The sequence below is a fragment of the Aeromicrobium sp. genome, assembly GCF_037719875.1.
GTDB lineage: Bacteria > Actinomycetota > Actinomycetes > Propionibacteriales > Nocardioidaceae > Aeromicrobium.
On the sequence record NZ_JBBJMJ010000024.1, the window covers coordinates 1 to 20,421 of the forward strand.

Annotated in this window: 13 protein-coding genes; 9 read left to right on the forward strand and 4 right to left on the reverse strand. The window is 67.3% G+C overall.

All coding sequences use genetic code 11. The features are described 5' to 3' along the window. Positions 1–139: 139 nt before the first annotated feature. Together WKF39_RS15650 and WKF39_RS15655 are read left to right on the forward strand one after the other, a co-directional pair. The gene (locus WKF39_RS15650; protein WP_340390097.1) at positions 140–2,518 is read left to right on the forward strand and encodes an Ig-like domain-containing protein; all 2,379 of its coding nucleotides are present in this window, start codon (positions 140–142) and stop codon (positions 2,516–2,518) included. Positions 2,519–2,659: 141 nt separating this feature from the next. Then, positions 2,660–4,210 carry an endonuclease/exonuclease/phosphatase family protein gene (locus WKF39_RS15655; RefSeq protein ID WP_340390099.1) on the forward strand — a complete coding sequence of 517 codons (1,551 nt, stop codon included), beginning with the start codon at positions 2,660–2,662 and terminating at the stop codon, positions 4,208–4,210. A gap of 13 nt (positions 4,211–4,223) precedes the next feature. On the opposite strand, the gene WKF39_RS15660 is transcribed toward WKF39_RS15655, so the two are convergent. Together WKF39_RS15660 and WKF39_RS15665 are read right to left on the reverse strand one after the other, a co-directional pair. Beyond that, positions 4,224–5,948, reverse strand: a complete 1,725-nt coding sequence (locus WKF39_RS15660; RefSeq protein WP_340390101.1) for a CDP-glycerol glycerophosphotransferase family protein — start codon at positions 5,946–5,948, stop codon at positions 4,224–4,226. Positions 5,949–6,096: 148 nt separating this feature from the next. Beyond that, the gene (locus WKF39_RS15665; protein ID WP_340390103.1) at positions 6,097–8,865 is read right to left on the reverse strand and encodes a glycosyltransferase; all 2,769 of its coding nucleotides are present in this window, start codon (positions 8,863–8,865) and stop codon (positions 6,097–6,099) included. 186 nt (positions 8,866–9,051) lie between these two features. On the opposite strand from WKF39_RS15665, the gene WKF39_RS15670 reads away from it, so the two are divergent. Continuing rightward, entirely contained in the window at positions 9,052–9,942 is an 891-nt protein-coding gene (locus tag WKF39_RS15670) for a glycosyltransferase family A protein (protein WP_340390105.1), read from the forward strand. Between the two features lie 114 nt (positions 9,943–10,056). After that, a complete protein-coding gene (locus WKF39_RS15675) occupies positions 10,057–11,367 on the forward strand; it encodes a polysaccharide pyruvyl transferase family protein (protein ID WP_340390107.1) in 1,311 nt (436 codons plus the stop codon). Between the two features lie 5 nt (positions 11,368–11,372). Here the strand turns inward: WKF39_RS15675 and WKF39_RS15680 are convergent, their stop codons facing one another. After that, positions 11,373–12,620: a polysaccharide pyruvyl transferase family protein gene (locus WKF39_RS15680; RefSeq protein WP_340390109.1), complete on the reverse strand. Its 1,248-nt coding sequence runs from the start codon at positions 12,618–12,620 to the stop codon at positions 11,373–11,375. A gap of 249 nt (positions 12,621–12,869) precedes the next feature. Here WKF39_RS15680 and WKF39_RS15685 point away from each other — a divergent pair, with 249 nt between their 5' ends. Beyond that, complete coding sequence (locus WKF39_RS15685) at positions 12,870–14,279, forward strand: polysaccharide pyruvyl transferase family protein (protein WP_340390111.1); 1,410 nt, start codon at positions 12,870–12,872, stop codon at positions 14,277–14,279. 37 nt (positions 14,280–14,316) lie between these two features. Here WKF39_RS15685 and WKF39_RS15690 read toward each other — a convergent pair whose 3' ends face one another. After that, positions 14,317–15,906, reverse strand: coding sequence for an endonuclease/exonuclease/phosphatase family protein (locus tag WKF39_RS15690; RefSeq protein WP_340390112.1), 1,590 nt, complete (start codon positions 15,904–15,906; stop codon positions 14,317–14,319). 199 nt (positions 15,907–16,105) lie between these two features. Between WKF39_RS15690 and WKF39_RS15695 the strand changes: the two genes are divergently transcribed. The 4 genes from WKF39_RS15695 (at position 16,106) to WKF39_RS15710 (ending at position 20,381) form a co-directional block, all read left to right on the forward strand. Next, the gene (locus WKF39_RS15695; protein ID WP_340390114.1) at positions 16,106–17,461 is read left to right on the forward strand and encodes a potassium transporter TrkG; all 1,356 of its coding nucleotides are present in this window, start codon (positions 16,106–16,108) and stop codon (positions 17,459–17,461) included. Beyond that, positions 17,454–18,125, forward strand: a complete 672-nt coding sequence (locus tag WKF39_RS15700; RefSeq protein ID WP_340390117.1) for a TrkA family potassium uptake protein — start codon at positions 17,454–17,456, stop codon at positions 18,123–18,125. Before WKF39_RS15695 ends, WKF39_RS15700 begins: the two co-directional genes overlap by 8 nt. Before the next feature lie 309 nt (positions 18,126–18,434). Next, on the forward strand, positions 18,435–20,126 hold the full coding sequence (locus tag WKF39_RS15705; RefSeq protein WP_340390149.1) for a sodium:solute symporter family protein: 1,692 nt from the start codon (positions 18,435–18,437) through the stop codon (positions 20,124–20,126). Positions 20,127–20,135: 9 nt separating this feature from the next. After that, positions 20,136–20,381 carry a hypothetical protein gene (locus WKF39_RS15710; RefSeq protein ID WP_340390119.1) on the forward strand — a complete coding sequence of 82 codons (246 nt, stop codon included), beginning with the start codon at positions 20,136–20,138 and terminating at the stop codon, positions 20,379–20,381. Positions 20,382–20,421: the final 40 nt, after the last annotated feature.

Consider the following 20,421-nt stretch of genomic DNA (forward strand, 5'->3'; position numbering starts at 1 on the left):
CTAGACGGCGGCGTCGCGCCGGACCAGCCGGGGCCAGTATCGCGGACAACCTGACTGTCTGGGTGCGGACGATGAACGAATCAGCTGGCACAGCGTGTAACCTGTCACGAAAGCATTGTTCTCCAGGGAAGATTTCGCCATGCCCCGCAAGTCCTTGTTCCTCGGCGCCCTGACGCTGCTCCTCGTCGGCCTGCTCCCGGCCCTCGCGCCTGCGTCCGCTGCGCCGCTTCCCGCTCTGGCGACCGCGGCTGAGGCGCGCGACGAGGGGCGTTACGTCGACCTCACCGTTCCGGCGCCCGTGCGATCGATCACACCCGACACGGTCACATCGGGCCAAGGTGGGCAGCGCATCGAGATCTACGGATCCGTGGGTGACAACGAGGGCGGCATGGATTGGCGAACGGTCAATGCCTTTGCCCACCTGGTCGACTCGGTTCCGAAGGGCAAACAGTCCTACACCACCTTGTTCAACAGCCTGTTCGACGACCGGTCGATCAGCTACGTGCCTGACTCCGCGACCCCCGGCAACGGCAAGTTCACCGTCGCGCGCCTGGACGAGGTCTTCTCCCCGACCGCGGCCTACCTCAATCAGGTCAACCTCTACGAGACCGAGGCCGAGCGCAGGCAGTTCATCCACGTGCTGGGCGCCAAGGAGAGCATCGACGAAGCCGTCGTGGCCAACAGCTCCCTCGCGAAGCTCGTGCGGGCCGGCTACAAGAAGGCCGGACAGCAGGCCGTCGACTACAACGAGTGCGCCGGCGACGGTGGCTGCCTGTCGGGCAGCAACCACCTGATGCACTCGAAGTATGGCGCGTTCGAGCAGGCCAGGGATTCGGCCGGCACCCTTCGCAACAATGTCGTGTGGATCACCTCCTCGAACCTCAACGGCTCCAGCGGATCCAAGAAGTCCAACATCAGCATCGCGATCTACGATGACCAGAAGGCATACACCGCCGTGAAGGATGGCATCTTCGAGCCGTCCGTGGAGGTTGCCAAGGGTGCGACCCCATCGCAGGCGATCGATGGCAGTCCCGCCTACAAGGCAGCCATCACGGTTGACCCGGCCACCGGTGTCATCAAGGGCATGCCGACCGATTCCGGCGTGACGCTCCTGCCCTCGCCCCGGGCCAAGACCGCAGCATCAGACAAGATCACCCAGACCGACGTGGAAGCGGCATTCCTCAAGAAGCGGGTCGACGACCCCGCGGCCAAGACGAACTGCAAGGTCTACGCCGTGCACTCGCTGTTCAACAGCACTCGCGCGGGCGTCCGGGACGGTCTGGCCGATCTCTCCAGGGAGGCGTGCGACGTGCGCATCGTGCTGGGAGACAACGCGATCTCCGACATCGTCGACGGCTACTTCAACATGAGCGAGGACCTTCGCGAGCTGGTCGGTCGCGTTGAGTTCGCCAATGTGCATGACAAGACCATGAGCTACAAGGACAGCTCGACGGCCACGACGTTCGGAGGGGCCTCCAACTTCACCGGGACGAGCCTGGAGTACGACGAGCTGGCATTCCGGGCCGACAACCTCGGCGTGACCGAAGCGGTCCAGACACACTCCGAGCGCATCTACCAGCTCGGTCGAGGGCAGACCACCTGGGCGACGCCGACCAGCGTGGCGGTCAGCCCGACCGGGACGCTGAACGTGAAGGCCGCTGGCGGCAAGCTGCAGCTGAGCCCGCGGGTCTCCCCGGACAACGCATTGGTCACCAAGACCGAGTGGACGTCGGCCAATCCCGCCCTGGCGACAGTGTCCCCGGACGGACTGGTCACCGGCCTCGTGCAATCGCCGACCCCCGTGGCGATCACGGTCAAGGTGTCCGCGCCGCCCGTGGTCGGCAGACAGACCGTCACGAAGTCCAAGACCGTCAATGTCACGGTGGTCGGTCCGGCGGACGCCGCCACGACGGGCGCGGGCGGCCGTGCCAGCATCGCGCCGACGCTCACGATGGACAACTACCAGTCGCCGGGAGGAACCACCGGCATCGTGGTGACCTGGGGCTCCGGCGACGAGGACTACGACGGCATCGTCAAGCTGCAGTACTACTCGAGCGGCTGGAGAACCTACACCAGGGAGATCACGGTCAGGGATGGCGTCGGCCGTCTCAACGCCTCGATGGGGAGCAGCAAGACGTGGCGGGCCTACGGTGCCAGGCTCGACAGGATCAACGGCAAGGCCGTCCCGAACTCGACGACCAAGGCCACGTCGAAGTGGAGCATCAACACGGTGCGAACCAAGCCCGCCAGCCTGACACCTCGCCTCTACGCGACCAACCTGGCCAAGATCGGTCAGAAGGTCCCGTTCCTGATCTCATGGGACAGAGGCAGCGGAGTCGTCCGCCTGCAGATGAGGGCGCCGGGTGGCTCGTGGAAGACCCACTCGTCCTACCGGATCCCGAGCGGCGGTGACCAGGAGTTCATCGCGGTCCCGGTCCTCAACACCAAGTACTGGCGGATCGCCACTGCCACCGGGTCGACGAAGATCTCCAACACCGTCAAGGTCTCGATGAAGTGACGCAGGCCCTCCGGCCGCCGCCCGATCGTCGGCAATCTTGAAGCTTCGCATCCGACGCGTTGGTAGTCTTGCGCCCATGCAGGTCAGCGCGTCCGGTCGAGGCGTCTCGTGACGCCTCCGGGCGGTCAGCACCATCGCCGCGTGCCGAAGGACCGCCGCAGTGCGCCCCGTGGTGCGCGCGTCGCACCATCCTCGCGGTCCAGGCGCTCCGGTGGCCGACGACCCAGGCTGCGCCGGCTCGGCTGGGTCGCCGTCGTCGCGGTTCTTGCGATCGCCGGTGCGCTCGTGGTCTGGCCGGTCACGAACCTCGTGGAGTCCGCCTCGGCGCCCGCCCCGACCGCACCCGGTCAGGTCACCATCACGTCAGAGGACACCACGGCGACCGCTATCTGGGATCGCACGCCGGCGACGGGGTTCCGGGTGCAGTATTCCGAGGACCTGGACTTCACCGACGAGGAGGTCCAGGAGGTCGACCGCAACCGGCTCTCGCTGCAGTCGCTCGTGCCCGGCACGACGTACTTCCTGCGCGTCGCTTCCGTGCGCGGCGGCAGGGTCAGCCGCCCGAGCCAGCCCGTACGTTTCACGACCGGGTTCCGGCACCCCGCGCCCAAGCTCGTCGTCGAAAGCAAGACGTCGGCGTCGTTGAGGGCGAGGTGGACCAGCGATGCCAAGAAGGTGAAGTACGAAGCGCAGGTCGACCGTGACAAGACGTTCGGCAGTCCCAGGACCAGGACCGTCTCCAAGCGCGATGTCACGTTCACCAAGCTCGCCTACAAGCCCACCTACTCCGTACGGGTGAGGATCGTGGACCGCCGAGGCGCCACGCTGAGCCCGTGGTCGGAGCCCGAACGACGCAAGACGTCGCGGTCAGCGCCACTTCGGGTCGGGACGTTCAACGTCCTGAAGTCCTCGAACGGCGGGTGGGCGGCGAGACGGCTGGCCGTGGCCGAGACGATCCGGTCCCAGGAGATCGATGTCGTCGGCCTGCAGGAGGCGACCCCTGCCACGGTGGCCGGCGGCCTCCGCCAGTATGCGGATGTCGTGCGGGCGCTGGGTCCCGACTGGGCCCTGACCGAGGACTCGACGGGAGCGACCGGTGAGGCCCGTACGGTCTACAACCGCAAGCGGGTGGAGCTCATCAACCACGGTTATCAGGAAATTCCGGGCAGCACCCGCTTCGGGGTCATGCGCTACATCACCTGGGCGATCTTCGAGCAGAAGAACACCGGCAAGGAGTTCGTGTTCCTCAACACGCACTTCATCACGAGCAAGGCCAGGTCCCGTTTCGGACCGCGGGCGGCCGCGGCGGGGCAGATGGTCCGGCTGGCGAATTCGGTCTCACAGGGCAAGCTGCCGGTCATCATCGCGGGGGACTTCAACTCCGCCGGGTTGCGCAACGGCAGCAACGGGGTCTATCGCGCCTTCACCGGCGGAGGCTATATCGACCCCTTGGTCCGGAGCGGGCGGCTCGGCGCTGCGAAGAACCTGGTCAATGCCGACCTCAAGACTGTCAACAAGGGTGCACGTCAACCCCGCCGTGACGCCTCCGCCCCGATGATCGATCACATCTTCGTGTCACCGATGCGTGTCGCCGAGTGGGAGACCGTGGCCAAGCTTGACGCCTCCGGGCGATACATCGGGACGATCCCTTCAGACCACAACATGATCCGGCTGACGGTCTACCTGCCCTGACCGCGCGTCAGCGTCAGCGCAGGTAGCGACGCGCCGTCTCGAGGAACCGGCCGGCGACGTTCTCTGGAGAGCTTTCGCCCAGGTAGTAGGTCCGCATCGAGCGCCGCGTCTCGGCCAGCGAGTCCGCCCCCAGCATGTCCTCGACGAGGTCGGACAGACCGGCGGCCTTGCCACGAACGACATCGAACACGTAGGCAGCCCGTGCGAGCGGAAAGCTCGCGACGAACTGGTCCCCATGGGCCGAGACCGCCGCCATCGCGAACGGCTTGCCCGACATCAGGTAGTCCGAGCTCAGGCTGGAAACGTCCGAGATCATCGCGTCGCTCGCGTTGAAGCAGTCGACCACGCTCATCTCGGTCTCGGCTGCGGGACCGAACACGTGTGCCCGTCCGGTCGCCTGCGAGTCGGCAACCAGCAGATCGATGACCTTGACGCATGCGCGGGTGTTGCCCGGGTGGCGGCGGGCGTACGGGTGCGGCCGGAAGACCACCAGGCAACCGCGGTCCAGCAGGGACTGCACGATGGCGGGGCCGGCCGACAACGAGCTGTAGTCCGAATCGTCGTAGAAGCCGGACCATGTCGGGCTGTAGAGCACGGTCGGCTGCTTGACGGAGCTGGTCGGGCCGCTGACCGACTGAACGTCCTCGAGCTGGGGACGGCCGACGATCTCGAACTGGTCGGGGAGGGTCTGGACGCCGTGCGTGGCGAACCGGTCGATCGCGGCCTGCCCGGCGACGAAGTTGCGGTCGTACTGGCGGAACGTCGGGCTGACGCTGGCGATCTTGTCGCTGTCTCCGTGGTTGAGCTGGATGTGGGTCAGCCTCGGGAAGCGGATCATGTGGGAGTTGCGGACCGCGGTGTTGGCGTAAAAGACCACGCGCAGGGACGGGGTGACGATCCGGTCGAGGTCCTCCAGGCCCACTCGGAGGATCACCGGGGCCGTCGTCATCTTCGAGACCTCGACGAAGTTCGCGACGGTCCGGACCAGCACGAAGTACGGTGTGCCGATCCGCTCGAGGTAGGGAAGCCACATCGCCGCCTGGTAGGCAGTGCCGGCCGGGGCCTGCCAGTGAAAGACGAAAGCAGGGTCGAGCTCCTTGAGGATCGAGGGGAGGTCGGCCTCCACCCGTCGGCGCTGCACGAGGAACCGCACAGCCTGCAGCCCGATGAGCAGCATCATCACGGTCCCGACGACAGCGGTAACCACCGCGGGCAGCGGGCTGACGCCGAACGCGCCGGACAGCGCCAGGAGCGCCATGCCTGCGGTGTCGACCACGAAGATCCACAGGGCCAGGCCGGTCGACGGCAGGGCCACCTCGGCGCGCGGCAGATGTGCCGCCTGGGGGATGGCCGAGCCCAGCGGTCGACGGAGCGTCTGCTCGCCGATCAGGAGCACGAGCAGGATCAGGGCGGCGATGACGGTCCAGCCGTCCGCGTCGTGGGCCATGCCGATCGCGAGGGCACCGGCTGTGGTGGCGACCCGGGCGACGATGCTGTTGCCGACCCACTGACGCTGAGGGACGCCCGTCCTCATGTCTGCGACAACATGGAAGATGGTCCGGCCCACGATCAGCGCGACGGAGGCAAGCACAGCTCCGCGACTCAGTACGGCGTCGGGGTCTGCGACGGCTGCTGCGACGGCCAGGACCGACAGCAGGTTGATGACCACGGGGAAGCCGCCGAGCGCCCGGGCGACGTAACGGATCTGGGATCGTCCGTAGCGGATGATGCGCGGCATGTGTTCCTTTCCGACAGAAGCGCCTCGAAACCTAACACACACAGGTCGACGCTCCGAACCCTTGCGATGGCCCCTTGTCAGGCCGATGTGACGTGCTGTGGACCAAGCGTGCGCAGGGCGCGGACCGCCGGCGCATGCAGGCCCGGCATCACACGGTGGCAGCCGCCCCCAGCGCGGCGTTGCGGCGGGCCACCCGGCCGGCACAGTCGTCCCAGACGTCCTTGTACTGGACGTACGCCGGGTCCCACGGCTTCTGCGAACCGGTCCACGAGATGATCTTCGGGTCGTGCACGATCTCGAGATGAGGTAGCCGATTCCACCGCGGTTCGAGGTGCGCCCGGTCGTCGCCGACGTAGGTGTTGACGACCTCCCGGGAGTCCAGGCCGAACCGTTCGACCCAGGGAAGGAAACGCCGGCAGAACTCGTCGCTGCGCATACGGTCGAGATCGAGCACCATGACGGTCGGGTCGAACGCCGGGAAGTCATAAGGATGCCGCGTGTGGGTGCGGAGGATGAGCTCGCGAGCCAGTGCGTCGCTCTTCATCCGCTTGGACGTGTTGATCACGTTGGTGAAGCCGCTGTTGGCGTCGGCCCGCGGCGACGTCCGGGCCGCCAGCGGGGACCCGCCCAGATCGGTGTCGAACAGCTCGGCGATGTCTCCGACACACAAGGCGTGGACGTCGTGGTGGACGACCCGGGACACGTCTTGCAGCAGCTCGGGCACCAGCAGCTGGTCCAGCGTGGCGAAGAGGGCGCGCGATGGCCGGCCGAGGATCGGCCCATAGTCGACGTCGTCGGTCGGCAGCCAGGTGACCGTCAATGTCGGAAACACACGGGCGACGCGGTCGAAGTCGGAGTCGTCGTGCCCGCGGCACAGGACGTACGCGTGGACCGGCCTGGTCGCGCCGGACACGATCGACTCCAGGGTGACGTCGAGCTGGTGCTTGAGATCTCCGTCGACCGACAGCGCGACTGCGACGGCCTCACCGGTGGACGGTTCCTCGGTGCGCTCGATGGTCACCGACCGCTGCCGGATGTCCCGGCATGCGGCGGCGACGTCGAACGCCACCTCGGTGAGGTCGGTGACGCTGCGACGGACGGACTCCGCCGCCTCCACGGCCGGAGCGGTGAGCTCGCGCCACAGTGCGTACACCTCGCCCTCAGGGCGTCCGGCGCCGATCGCACCGATCACGGGTTGGAGCAGCTCCAGCATGGCTCGTCGAATCTGCTCGAAGGCCTCGTCGTCGATCCCGACCAGGCCGTCGAAGCGCACGTCGGCGGGATTCTTCGCCCGGAACTCGACCTCGGCCCCGACCGAACGGGCCGGCAGGTAGCAGTGCAGTCGAGACGTCACGACAGTCTTGTACTCGCGCTGGTAGCTCGTGAGGACGTCGATGGCGTCGCCGACGTTGTCGGCGAACCCCCGACGGCGAATCTCCGGCGCGGTCTGCTTCCACAGCACGCCGGGGCCCGTGCCGGGGGTGTCGACGTACAGGGTGCCGCTCGGCGTCGCGCCCGGGTCGGGGGTAAAGACCGTGTCGACCGTCGTCGTGAGGCAGCCGGAGAAGAAGGCGGGGACGCCGGCAGCATGGAGCAGGTGCACGGTGTTCCAGTCGCGGCAGCCAACCGGGGCGTACCTCTTCAGGTACTCGACGACCTCATCGGTGAGGAACGCGGGTGTGTTGACGTGGAACGAGACGAAGATCGGACGGAGGCGGGGGTTGAACGGCATGTCGAACTTCGCACCGAACTGGCGGTGCATGTACCAGCCGAATGCCAGCATCCAGGTGCCGTCGGGCACGAGGTCGTGGTTCGTCGCATCGCGCTGCACGCGGTAGAGGGTCAGCTCGGCGTCGTCGCCCTCGATGACGCGCTCGGGCTTGACCCGCGCCTGCAGGGTGTTGGCGACGCGTACCGCATCGGTCTCGCCGCTGAAGCGGAAGCCGCTGCGGCGCACCAGGTGCCCCAGCGACGCGATGGTCTGGACATGGTCGCCGAGGTTCTTGGAGGCGAAGGCCTCATCGGGCTGCTTGTAGTCGAGCACAGCGAACGGGACAGTGCCCGCGGGGGCGAGGACCTCTTGCTTGGCCGCCTCGGCCGTGCCGTACCAGCCCTCGAGCCACTCAATGCGGTCGACGAGGCGGCCGTCACCGTCGGCCTCCGCGCCGGCTCGGGCGCACGACAGCGCCGCCCGGGACTCGGCCTCGAAGGCCGCCGCGAAGCTCGTGCAGGCGATGTCGAACCACTCCGCGGAGGTGGCGTCGACAGTGTCGTCACGCAGCGCCTCGGCGAGGGCCTCCCCGGCGACAGAGGGCTCGGTCGTGAAGCCTGTGCGGAAGAACTCGGCGGGTGCGAGCCGCAGCACCTGTTCCCGGTCAGCCGCGGCCAGCTGCTCCCAAGCCATGCCCGGCAGGTGTCCCTCGACGGCGACCAGACCGCCAATGACGTTACCGACAGAGGCGAGCTCGGGCCTGCTCCGCAGGACCTCAGCCAAGGACCGGACCCGGTCGACCGCACCCGTCCGGATCATCGGCCGCGACGCCATGACCAGGGCCCGGTCGAGGGGCTCGTCGCGAGCGAGGCTCGAGAAGAAGAGGTCCTGGGCACCCCATGCCGCAACCGCTTTCTCGACCTTCTCGATCTGGCCCGCGCCGGAGGTCTTCCGCACTGTCTTCGGGTTGTACGACCCGGCAGCCTTGTCGACGGTCCGGCTGACGCGCTCGTAGAAGCGCTGAAGCCTCCGTACGCGTTCGCGCTCGAGGCGCTTCTCGTGCTCAGACAGGTGGCCGGCTGGCTCGGGCTCCGTGGCGAGCAGGTTCGTCTGCCAGCCGTGCAGGCGGCGCTCGGCCCGTCGGAGCGCCTTGCCCAGGACGACCCGGGAGCCGCCCGAAGCGCCTCGTTCCGATGGAGTAGCCACTTGATCACCTAATCGCCGATAGCCGGGTCCGAACCCCTGGGACCGAAGGCGTCTCACCTTCGCAGCCACCGTACAGAGGCCGGGACCGAGGACTCGAATCGCGTCTGTCCACGCAGACCCCCGCTCATCCCGCGACACCGCCGACCGGCATGCCATCTGCGCCGTCGCGGCAGATATGGTGCGGTGGTGCTTGCCTTCGTCACCTCGCTGCGCCACCCCCGCAACTCGACCGACTACGGCCGCGTCGAGCAGCTCCTGTTGGAGACTCTCCACTCCGTCACCCAGCAGACGTCCGACGACTTCGTCGTGATCGTCGTGGGGAACAGGGAGCCGAGCTTCCCCCTGCCGGACCGGGTGCACTTCGTCCGCGTGGGGTTCCGCGCGCCGGCCCCGAAGTCGATCCGCGTGAGCCGCTCGCCGTTCATCCGCGACAAGGGCGCGAAGATCGGCATCGGCCTCGTCGCAGCCCGGCAGTTTTCCCCGGACTACGTCATGATCTTCGACGCGGACGACTTCGTCCACCGTGGTCTCGCGGAGTTCGCCGCCGCGAATCCGGGGCAGAACGGCTGGGTCTTCAAGGATGGGTGGATGTACTCGCGGGCGCGCAGCGCCTATCGGCCCCAGCCGCAGTTCAACCGGACCTGTGGCACGTCGTTCATGGTCCCGTACGACGCTTACGGCGTCCCGGACGAGCTCGAGGTCACCGCGACCAAGTCCGAGGTCCGGGAGGCGTACGGCGAGCGGCTGTCGAAGATCATCGGCGCCCACAAATGGGCGGAGGAGTGGTTTGCCGACCACGGCCGGCCACTGCAACCCCTGCCCTTCCAGGGTGCGGTCTACCACGTCGACACCGGCGAGAACCACTCCAGCAACGCTCTGGAGGGCTGGGCGAAGCCACTTGGCTCCCGCATGGTCGCGGAGTTCGGCATCAGTCCCACCCGTGGACGTCTCGGGATCCTCTGGGCGTGCTACTGCTCGGAGCCGGCCGCGCGCGTCGACGCGGCCCTCGGCCCCGTCTCGAAGATCCTCAAGCGGGTCTACCGCGGGGTCCGCAGACGGGTGCGGCGCACGTCCTAGCACTGCGGGGGCGTGCCCACGTCCTCGAGACCGGCGCCCCCGGGGCGCTCGAGACACGCCGGCGCACCAGGGTGAGAGGATCGTCCGGTGGCCGTCAACAACGAAGGATCATCGATGACCGAAGCGCCCGAGCGGGTCTGGGTGCGGTCGTGCCAGGCGCCGACCGCGAACCTCGACCCCCTGAAGTCCACCAGCTTCATCGGGGGCAACCAGGGCAACCTCCTCTACCAGTTCTCCACCTATCGGGCGCTGGTCCGCGATGACGTCGCGCTCAGCACGATCTCGTACGGCAAGTTCCAGAAGGGGGCCGTCGAGGAGCGGGCCGAGTGGATCAACGCCGAGTGTGACCGGCTGGTGCTGCCTCTGTCGAGCTCGTTCCGGCTGCAGAACCTCGAGAACCTGGATCTGTGGGCCGATCTGGTCGAGCGGCTCACGATCCCGGTCACCGTGGTGGGCATCGGCGCCCAGCTGCGGCTGGAGGACGTGCGGGCAGGGACATACCTGCCGAGCCGCGTCACGGGGGTCACCGCCTCTGCCGGGGAGATCGAGAGGCACGAGGCCGCAGCCCGCCGGTTCGTCACCGCGGTCCTCGACCGCTCGTCTTCAATCGGTGTGCGCGGCGAGATCAGCAAGCGGTACCTGCAGTATCTCGGGTTCCCCGCCGACCGCGTCGACGTCATCGGGTGCCCGTCGCTGTTCACCTGGGGCCCGGACTTCCGGATGCCCGAACGCACGGTCAAGCTGACCCGCCGGAGCAAGATCTCGCTGTCCTTCGACCACCGGATCGAGCAGAGTGCCGAGCTGCTGGACCGGACCATCTCCGACCACCGTCGGTCCACGGTCTACATGCAGGAGAAGCTCGGCGCGCAGATGGTCATCACCGGCGAGGACACCAGACCGGACTGGAACGGCGACGACCGCTTCCCGCTCCAGACGACGCACCGCACGTTTCGTGCACACCGGATGGAGTACTACCCGACAGCATGGTCGTGGCTCCGGTCCCTCGAGGGTGTGGACTTCGCCTTCGGCCCGCGGTTGCACGGTACGGTCGCGGCCACGCTGGCCGGGACGTCCGCGCACCTGCTCGTGCATGACTCACGCACGTTGGAGATCGCCGAGCACCACCACCTGCCCCATACCCTGACCGACGACCTGGGGTCCGTGCGCTCCGCCGCCGACCTCGCCGCGCGCCAGGACTACACGGCGTTCAACGCGTCCTACCGCGAGCTGTTCGACCGGTTCACCGGATTCCTCCAGCGCAACGACCTGCGGACCGCTCACGACGGTCCCGGCGGCGCGGCGTTGGAGGCGTTCGATGCCTCGCTGGAGCCCGCGGCCCGGGCCGCGGGTGTCGTCAGCGCACAGGGAGTGCCAGCCAACTGGCGAGAGCGGCTGGCCGCGAAGGTGCGGCGCGGGCGCGCCTGAGCCGATCAGGACCGGCGCGACACGACCGGCTGTGTCGCCTGGCCACGGCGGATCGAGCGGTCGAAGCGGCGCAACCTGTTCCGACCGTCGAAGGCGGTCACCAGGTCGTTGCGGTGCAGGAAGTCGATATAGGTGCGGAAGCGTGCCGGGTATGCCTCGTTGAATGCGGTGTAGTCCGTGCGCTCCCACAGCTCGGCGGCCGTCGGCGGGGCCTCGTGCTCGTGGAGCTTCGAGTGGGGGATCGCGTGATAGTCAGCGAGCTCGAGCGTGCGACTGTCGTGCGCCAGCAGATGTGCCGGTGTGCCACCCAGGATTGCGGCGATGTTGCCGTGCAACCTGTTGCCGAACACGAACTGCATCCGGCTCAGGGACGCGATCCACCCCCAGGGATTGGGGAAGAACAGCAGACGGCCCTCGTGGTAGAGGGGGTGGCCGGTGTGGACGGGGGTGCGAGGGTCCCGCCGGGTCATGTCGAACTGGTCCTCGCCGGTGATGATCATGCGGGCGGAGTTGAGGTCCTGCGAGGGGCTGGTCAGCCCGGGGTAGAGCTCGGCGTTGCGCTCGATCACCGGTCCGATGCCACGCACGCGGTAGTCGATGTTCATCGACACCGCGGAGTCCTGGGTCAGGGGTCGGTCGTCGTCCGTCCGCACCCGGTGGTCCGGCCCCCAGGTGAAGACCGACGGGCACCCGATGACGTCGATGCGGTTCTCCGGCAGCCCGAGGCCGACGAGGTAGGACTGCGTGATCGGCCCCCTGACACCGAAGCTCGCCGACTTCTCCAGGACGGCCTCGACGAAGTCGCGCACACGGTCGTCGTGGCGGGCCGAGTCCGCCGCGGAGGGCAGCTTGCGCCCACCGGTCTTGCCCATGCGGATGGTCAGCGCCTCCTCCGAACCCGCGGTGATCGTGGCCTGCGCGCCGACGCCGACGACGGTCACCGGGATGTCGAGCCCGCGCACCAGGGCGGTCATGGCCTCGAGCGAGGTGCCGTTCTTGTAGCGGAAGGCGTTCGCCAGGGGCACGACGTAGTGGTCGTAGCGCTGGTTGATCTTGCGGATCCACGACTCCCGGTCGACCAGGTGGGCGTCGAACGCGCCGGTCTCCAGCCGGTTGGAGTGTGCGGCGAGGCTGCGCACGACTCCATTGGCATAGAGCAGGTTTCCTGCGTTGGCGCCCATCCGCTCGGCCGACCTCATCGGTTTCAGCACAGCGGCGGGGTCTTGGGCGGCACGAAGCAGAATGCGGGTCATCGGTGTCGAGTGTTCTCTCAGTCGATCGGGCGCCGCGTGGGTCGCGAGCCCGCCACTCGGACATGATACGGACGTGCTGTTCGGCGCTCCTCGGGACGTCGAGGGGCGCGTCGGCGCGCGCCTCTGCGTCGGGATCGAGGACGGCCCGCTTGTATGCTGGTACGGCGGCAGAGACCGAGGTGTTGCCGCCCGAGACCGGCCCCGTAGCGGGCCCCGTCCGAGCCTCCCGACCTACTGAGAAGAAGTCACGTGAAACGCATTCTGGTGCGATCCCCCAAGGATCCTTTCCACGTCATCAGTCCTGAGCAGGCGCTCGCCCTCTATCCCAAGGGTGTCTTCGGCCGCAACGTCGGCAACATGATCTTCACCGAGTCGATGCACCGCCTCATCACCGTGCCGGGAGTCGACGTGGTCTCCGACTCGTTCCTCAGCGAGCGGCTGCCGGACTCAACGGCTCACGCGGCCCGAATCAACGCGGAGTTCGATCAGTTCGTCATCCCGTTGGCCAATGCCTTCCGCGAGTCGTTCCACCGCAACCTGGGCCAGATGACGCAGCTCATCGAGCGCCTGGACATCCCCGTCGTCGTGGCCGGTGTCGGCGTGGCCGGCGGTGTCGGGAGCCTCGACAACCCGTTCCCGGACAATCCGCCCGAGGTGACGGCCACGATCCAAAGATTCCTCCGGGCCGTGCTCGACCGCTCGGCCACGATCGGCGTACGGGGGGAGACGACACGGGACTACCTGGCTGGTCTCGGCTTCGGCGACGAGCACGTGGAGGTGGTCGGGTGCCCCTCCCTCTTCCGACGGGGAACCGAGCTGCGCATCGAGAAGAAGGTTGACCGGCTGACCGAGGACAGCCACTTCACGATGAACCTGTCGCCCTACGTGCCTCTCATGGACGAGGTGTCGATCCGGCACGCCGAGCGCTATCGCCACATGACCTACATCCCGCAGGGCCACGACTCGCTGGAGATGCTGCTCTGGGGGGTCGACCGGCAGCCGCAGAAGCGGCCCGACCTCCCGGCGCACACCACCCACCCCCTCTACCTCACCAACCGCACGCGGTTCTTCGTGGACCCGGCGACATGGTACGACTACCTCGCGAAGCAGGAGTTCTCGTTCGGCACCCGCATCCACGGCAACATCTCGGCGATCAACGCGGGAACGCCGGCGCATGTCCTGGCGCATGACGCCCGGACGCTCGAGCTGGCGCGCTACCACGACATCCCTCACACGCTCGTGCCCGACCTGCCGGCCCACCCGGACGCCGCCGACCTGTTCCAGCAGACCGACTACACCGCGTTCAACGCCGGTCATCCCGAGCGGTTCGCGAAGTTCGCCCGGTTCCTGGAGAAGAACGGGGTCGAGCACGTCTACGAGGAGGGAAAGAGCAACCCGGCGTACGACGAGCGCATGAGCACGACGCCGTTCCCTCCCGGGGTGGAGACGCTCTACTCCGAATCCCAGGAGTCCCGGACCGCTCTGGTCGAGCGGGTCGCCGAGCTCTACCGGGCCTCAGGCCAAAGGACCCTCGCGCGGCGACACCAGCCGGTCTATCCGTTCGCCCCCGAGGTCGTCGAACCGGCCGCGCCGCCCAAGGTGGCACCGGTTCCGACGAGGCTCCGGCGGGTTGCCAAGCGCGTGCTGCGCCGCTCCTGACCGAGCCGACACCCTCGCCGACTCCGTTCGTCCTGCGCTACGGCAGGTGCAACATGAGCTTGAACAAGTTGTGGTCCGACGGGATCGTGCCCACGAAGGACCCGGCGGTGTCGACCTTGACCACGGTGCGCCACGACGCGACCCGTACGCTCGGCGACGCGTAGACGTAGTCGATGTAGGTGCCGACCGGGTAGGCGGTCAGCCGGGCCCGCCTCTCCAAGGCGTTGACGCCGTTGTACTGCGTGTCGATCTGGTGCTCGGCTGCTGCGTTGGCTCCCGACGCCCAGTTCCCGACGGCGTTGTCGAGCGGGTCGACGTATCCGGCGCCGGTGAACACGCCGTACTGGCCGTTGCTGGGCTTGGCCGACCGTCCCGAGTTCATGTCGCCGAGGATCACCGCGGGGCGCCCGCCGGACTTGGCGGCGATGAGGGCGACGACCTGGCGGGCCTGCCGGATACGTACGTCGTTGATCACGCTGTCGGTCTGCGACCCCGGCTCGAGGTGCGTGCTGACTGCAAAGAACGTCTTGCTGCTGATCCGGTCCTTGAAGACCGCCCACACGGCGTAGCGTTCGGCGGAGCCGTGCTCGAAGAGCATCTGGATCCCGGAGTCGACGACGGACAACCGATCCTCGTTGTAGGCGAGCTGCGTCCCGCTGGATCCTGAACCGGTGGTCACCAGGGAGTACTGCGTGCCGAGCAGGCCCATGATGTCGGCGTACTGCTTCTTGCCGTTGGTGGCCCACGTGATGGGGGTGGCCTCCTGCAGCCCGAGCACGTCAGGTCCGGCACCCTTGATGTTGGCCGCGACGGCTTCGCGCCGGGCAGCCCAGTCCGCCGTCGAGTACATCTTGCGGATGTTGTAGCTGATCGCCGTCAGGGCGGGGGAAGGCGTGGTTGCGGTCGTCGTGGCCGTCACGCCGGGTGATGCCGAGTAGTTGCTGATGCCGACACCGCTGGCGTTGATGGCTCGGGCGCGGAACCAGTACTTCTTGCTTGGGTCGAGCCCCTTGAGGGTGCCGCCGGCGACGTCCCACTTGACCGATCGCCAGCTCGTCACCGAGGTCGTCGGATCCGTGGTGTAGCGCAGGACGTAGGAGACGCCGGGTCCGCGGGAGCGCCACGAGAGGTGCATGGTGTCGGCGCCGCCGACCGTGGCCTTGACGTTGACGGGCTGAAGCTCCGGAACCCCGGTGCTCGGCAGCTTCACGGCAACAGCGTTGCTGTAGCTGCTGAGGTTGTCGCGCTGGTCGCTGGTCGGCTCGTCCGTGACGGCCTTGACCTGGAAGTAGTAGGTCTTGCCAGGAGTCAGCCGCGGCGCTGAGTAGGCGGCGGACGGGTTGGCATCGGTCCGCGTCAGCTCGAAGTAGTTGCCCCGCACGTCCCAGGTGTCGTTGCCGGACGTCATCGCCGCGTTGGTGGCGAAGCGCACCCGGTAGACGTTCTCGCCCGTGACGTTCCAGGTCAACCCGACGGCCTTCGTGGCCAGGTAGGCGGCCCGGATGCCCGTGGGTGCCGAGATAGCCTGTGCCGGTGGTGCCACGGCTATGACGAGGCCGAGCACCAGCGACGCAGTCGCTGTCAGGGCGCCGGCGCGCATGCGTGACCGGGTGGCAACTGGACTCATGACTGGTCTCCCTCGTGCAGGTCCTTCGATCGCTGTCCCAGACATGGGTGTGCTGTCGCGCGATCGATGGTGCCGGCGGATCGGGGAAACGTAACACTAATCCCACGTGTCACGTAAGCCCCAAGGGCACCATCGTCTCGTCCCGTGCCACAGCGCTCCTCCGGCTGGCGTCGTGGCGGGCCTGCGGTAGCGTCGTCGCGTGCCCCGCTCTCGGAGCCTCAGGATCCCTGCCGCGATCGCGCATCCGGTGCGCCTCCTGCCGCTGACGTTCCTCGCCCTCATCCTGGTCGGGACACTCCTGCTCCTTTTGCCGTTCGCCCGATCCGGGCCGGGCTCCGCGTCCTTCATGCCGGCGCTGTTCACGTCGACCTCCGCGGTCACCGTGACGGGCCTCACGACGGTCGACACCGCGACATACTGGACCCCGGCCGGGCAGGGGATCGTGCTCGCGCTGGTCGAGATCGGCGGCCTGGGCATCATCGCGCTTGCGACTGTGCTGGGGCTGTTCATCGGCGGCCGGCTCGGCCTTCGTACGCGCATGGTTGCGCAGGCCGACATGCATGTCGTGAGTCTGGGTGAGGTACGTCCGCTGTTCCGCAGGGTCGCGATCACGATGCTGTTCTTCCAGACAGTGACGGCGGTGGTGCTGACGCTCCGTTACCGCGCTCACTATTTCGATGACGTCCCCACGGCTCTGTGGCACGGTGTGTTCGACTCGGTCATGGCGTTCAACAACGCCGGATTCTCGCTCAACAGCGACAGCATCGGCCGATATGCCGGCGACGGGCTGATCATCCTGCCGATCTGTTTCGCGGTGTTCGTCGGCGCCGTCGGTTTCCCCGTGCTCGCCGAGCTGTTCCAGGAGTGGCGGACCCCGGCGCGCTGGACGATCCACACGCGGTTGACGGTGTGGGGTTCGATCGGGCTGCTTCTGGTCGGGGCAATCGCGTTCCTCATGCTGGAGTGGGGCAATCCGGACACCCTCGGCGGGCTGTCGGTCGGTCACAAGATCGTCTCTAGCGTCGAGGGCGGCATCATGCCGCGCTCGGGTGGGCTCAACAGCTTCGACTGGGGATCGGTGCGTCCGGAGACGCTCAACCTCGGAATCGTCTTGATGTTCATCGGTGGTGGCAGCGCGAGCACCGCCGGTGGAATCAAGATCACGACGTTCCTGCTGTTGGCCTACGTCATCCTCGCCGAGCTGCGTGGCGACCCGGAGGTCACGATCGGCGCCCGCTCGATCAGCTCAGGCGTGATCCGCTCGGCCTTGGCCATCGCCCTGCTCGCGGTGATGCTGGTGTCCACGACGACGATGCTCCTGATGCTCATGACCGACGTCAGTTATGCCGATGCGCTCTTTGAGTGCACGTCGGCCTTCGCGACGGTCGGACTGAGCACCGGCATCACCCCCGATCTGCCCGCACATGCCCAAAGCGTGCTGATCGGCTTGATGTTCCTGGGCAGAGTGGGCACGATTACGGCAGCCTCCGCGTTCGTCCTTCGACGACGCATGCCGCGATATCACCTTCCCGAGGAGCAACCGATCATTGGCTAAGCGAGCAGACTCTCCGACAGCCCCCGTCCTCGTCATCGGACTGGGGCGCTTCGGCTCGTCCGTCGCCAGCTCGCTGGTGCAGCTGGGCCACGAGGTGCTGGCAGTCGATGAGCGGGCGGATGTCGTCCAGAGATACGCCGGGGAGTTCACCCACGTCGTGGCGGCGGACAGCACCGACACCGAGGCGCTGCGGCAGATCGGTGCGGAACAGTTCAATCGCGCGGTCGTCGGGATCGGCACCGACATCGAGGCAAGCGTGCTGACGGTCCTCAGCCTGTCCGAGCTGGGCCTGACCGAGATCTGGGCCAAGGCCATCAGTGCCAAGCACGCGTCGATCCTCGATCGCGTGGGAGCGACCAACGTCGTCCGCCCCGAGTCGGACATGGGCAAGCGCGTCGCGCACCTGGTGACCGGCACCATGACCGACTACATCGAGTTCGACGACGGGTTCGCGATCGCCCGCACACGTACGCCTGAGACGGCGTGCGGCAGGACTCTCCAGGAGTCCTCCCTGCGCTCCAAGCATGGGGTGACCATCGTCGGAGTCAAGACTCGCGGCGAGGACTTCACCTACGCGCGGCCCGGGACGATGATCTCGCAGTCCGATGAGCTCATCGTCTCGGGGCCGACCGACAAGGTCGAAACCTTCTGCGCCCTTCCATGATGAAACCTGTGACGGATCGCTGAGACCACCGCCGGCTGGCCAGCGAGCACACCGCCCCATACCAACGCCACGCCGATGAGCTGCGTCAGTCCGAAGGTTTCGTGCATCACGATGACCCCCAGGGTCGTGCCCACCACGGGGTTGACCAGAAGAGCGCGATGACCTCGTGGCCCTGCTGCGCCGCGTTGCATCGTCCTTTGCCGCCGCCGAGTCTCCACACGATGCGGGCTCCGGGCCGCGGGAGTAACGTGCCCTGAGGAACCCACCAGGGGGGTGGTGTTTCTCATCTGAAACGGAGACGGATCCGTGATCCATACTGCCGACAGCACGTTCAGGCTGGACGCCAACTTCGTCGACTACGCGATCGTCGCAATCTATTTCGTGGTCGTGATCGGGATCGGGCTGATGGCCCGGCGCCAGGTGTCGACGAGCCTTGACTTCTTCCTCTCGGGACGGTCGTTGCCCGCATGGGTGACGGGTCTGGCGTTCATCTCGGCCAACCTCGGTGCCGTCGAGATCATGGGCATGTCGGCCAACGGTGCCGAGTTCGGCATAGCCACGGTGCACTACTTCTGGGTCGGCGCGGTGCCGGCGATGCTGTTCCTCGGCATCGTGATGATGCCGTTCTACTACGGCTCAGGCGTGCGCAGCGTCCCGGAGTTCATGCGCAGACGCTTCGGCACGGGTGCCCACCTGGTCAACGCGCTCAGCTTCGCGGTCGCGCAGCTGCTCATCGCGGGCATCAACCTCTATCTGCTCGCAACGATCGTCAATCGACTCCTCGGCTGGCCCACCTGGGTCTCGCTCATCGTCGCGGCTGCCGTCGTCCTGTCATACACGGCTCTCGGTGGGCTGTCGGCCGCGATCTACAACGAGGTGCTCCAGTTCTTCGTGATCGTCGCGGCATTGCTACCGCTCACGATCGTCGCGTTGCACAAGGTCGGCGGCTGGGAGGGCATCAAGGAGCGGGTGCAGCCCGGGCAGGAGCAGCTCTCGTCATGGCCCGGCACCGACCTGACCGGCATCGAGAACCCGATCCTCTCGGTGATCGGTCTGGTCTTCGGCCTGGGCTTCGTCCTGTCGTTCGGCTACTGGACGACCAACTTCGTCGAGGTCCAGCGGGCCATGGCGTCGGAGTCGATCTCTGCGGCCAAGCGGGCGCCCATCATCGGCGCATTCCCCAAGATGTTCATCCCGTTCATCGTGATCATCCCGGGCATCATCGCGGCGATCATCATCCCCGAGCTCGCCAAGCTCAAGGCCGGTGAAGCCGCAGGCGACGTCAAGTACAACGACGCGATCCTGCTGCTGATGCGTGACCTCCTGCCCAACGGCATGCTCGGCATCGCGATCGCGGGTCTGCTCGCGTCGTTCATGGCCGGCATGGCGGCCAACATCTCGGCCTTCAACACGGTGTTCTCCTACGACCTCTGGCAGCAGTACGTCAAGAAGGACGAGGAGGACTCCTACTACACGGGCGTCGGACGGGTGGCGACCGTCGCCGCGACCGTCATCGCGATCGGCACCGCGGGCATCGCGTCCAACTACTCCAACCTGATGGACTACCTGCAGACGTTGTTCGGATTCTTCAACGCTCCGCTGTTTGCGACCTTCATCCTCGGCATGTTCTGGAAACGGATGACCGCGACGGCCGGCTGGACCGGGCTGGTCTCAGGCACCTTGGCGGCCGTGCTGGTGGCGTTCCTCAGCGAGGACTCCTTCGGATCGGCCAGCGTGGGGGTGCTGCCGATCGACGGTCAGGGCGCGAGCTTCGTCGCGGCCGGCGCGGCATTCGTGGTCGACATCATCGTCAGCGTCATCGTCACGATGTTCACCAGACCCAAGGACGAGGCCGACCTGGAGGGGCTGGTCTACTCACTGACCCCCAAGGAGTCGCTGGTCGACCCCGACGAGGTGCACCTCCCGTGGTATCAGTCCCCGCCGAAGCTCGCGGGCATCGGGCTCGTGATCGTCATCATCCTCAACGTGATCTTCCGATAGGAGACCGACATGGCTGCAACTGAAAAGCGTACGGTCGGACTCTTCGACATCCGCTTCATCATCGGCGGGCTGATCGGGGTCTACGGCGTGATCCTCACGCTGCTCGGCCTGTTCAACGCGACCGAGGAGGAACTCGCGAAGGGCGATGGGCTCAACATCAACCTGTGGGCCGGGCTCGGGATGCTGGTCGTCGGCCTCGCGTTCGTCGCCTGGGCCAGGCTCCGTCCCGTCGTCGTCCCTGACGACGCCGACTAGCCCAGCGCTCACCGGGCGGGAGGGGCGGCGCGCCCCACCG

Bases quoted from the DNA above. Each gene is read 5' to 3' on its own strand.
- WKF39_RS15650 (WP_340390097.1), top strand. From the start codon at position 140: ATGCCCCGCAAGTCCTTGTTCCTCGGCGCCCTGACGCTGCTCCTCGTC.
- WKF39_RS15660 (WP_340390101.1), bottom strand. From the start codon at position 5,948: ATGCCGCGCATCATCCGCTACGGACGATCCCAGATCCGTTACGTCGCC.
- WKF39_RS15675 (WP_340390107.1), top strand. From the start codon at position 10,057: ATGACCGAAGCGCCCGAGCGGGTCTGGGTGCGGTCGTGCCAGGCGCCG.
- WKF39_RS15680 (WP_340390109.1), bottom strand. From the start codon at position 12,620: ATGACCCGCATTCTGCTTCGTGCCGCCCAAGACCCCGCCGCTGTGCTG.
- WKF39_RS15690 (WP_340390112.1), bottom strand. From the start codon at position 15,906: ATGAGTCCAGTTGCCACCCGGTCACGCATGCGCGCCGGCGCCCTGACA.
- WKF39_RS15710 (WP_340390119.1), top strand. From the start codon at position 20,136: ATGGCTGCAACTGAAAAGCGTACGGTCGGACTCTTCGACATCCGCTTC.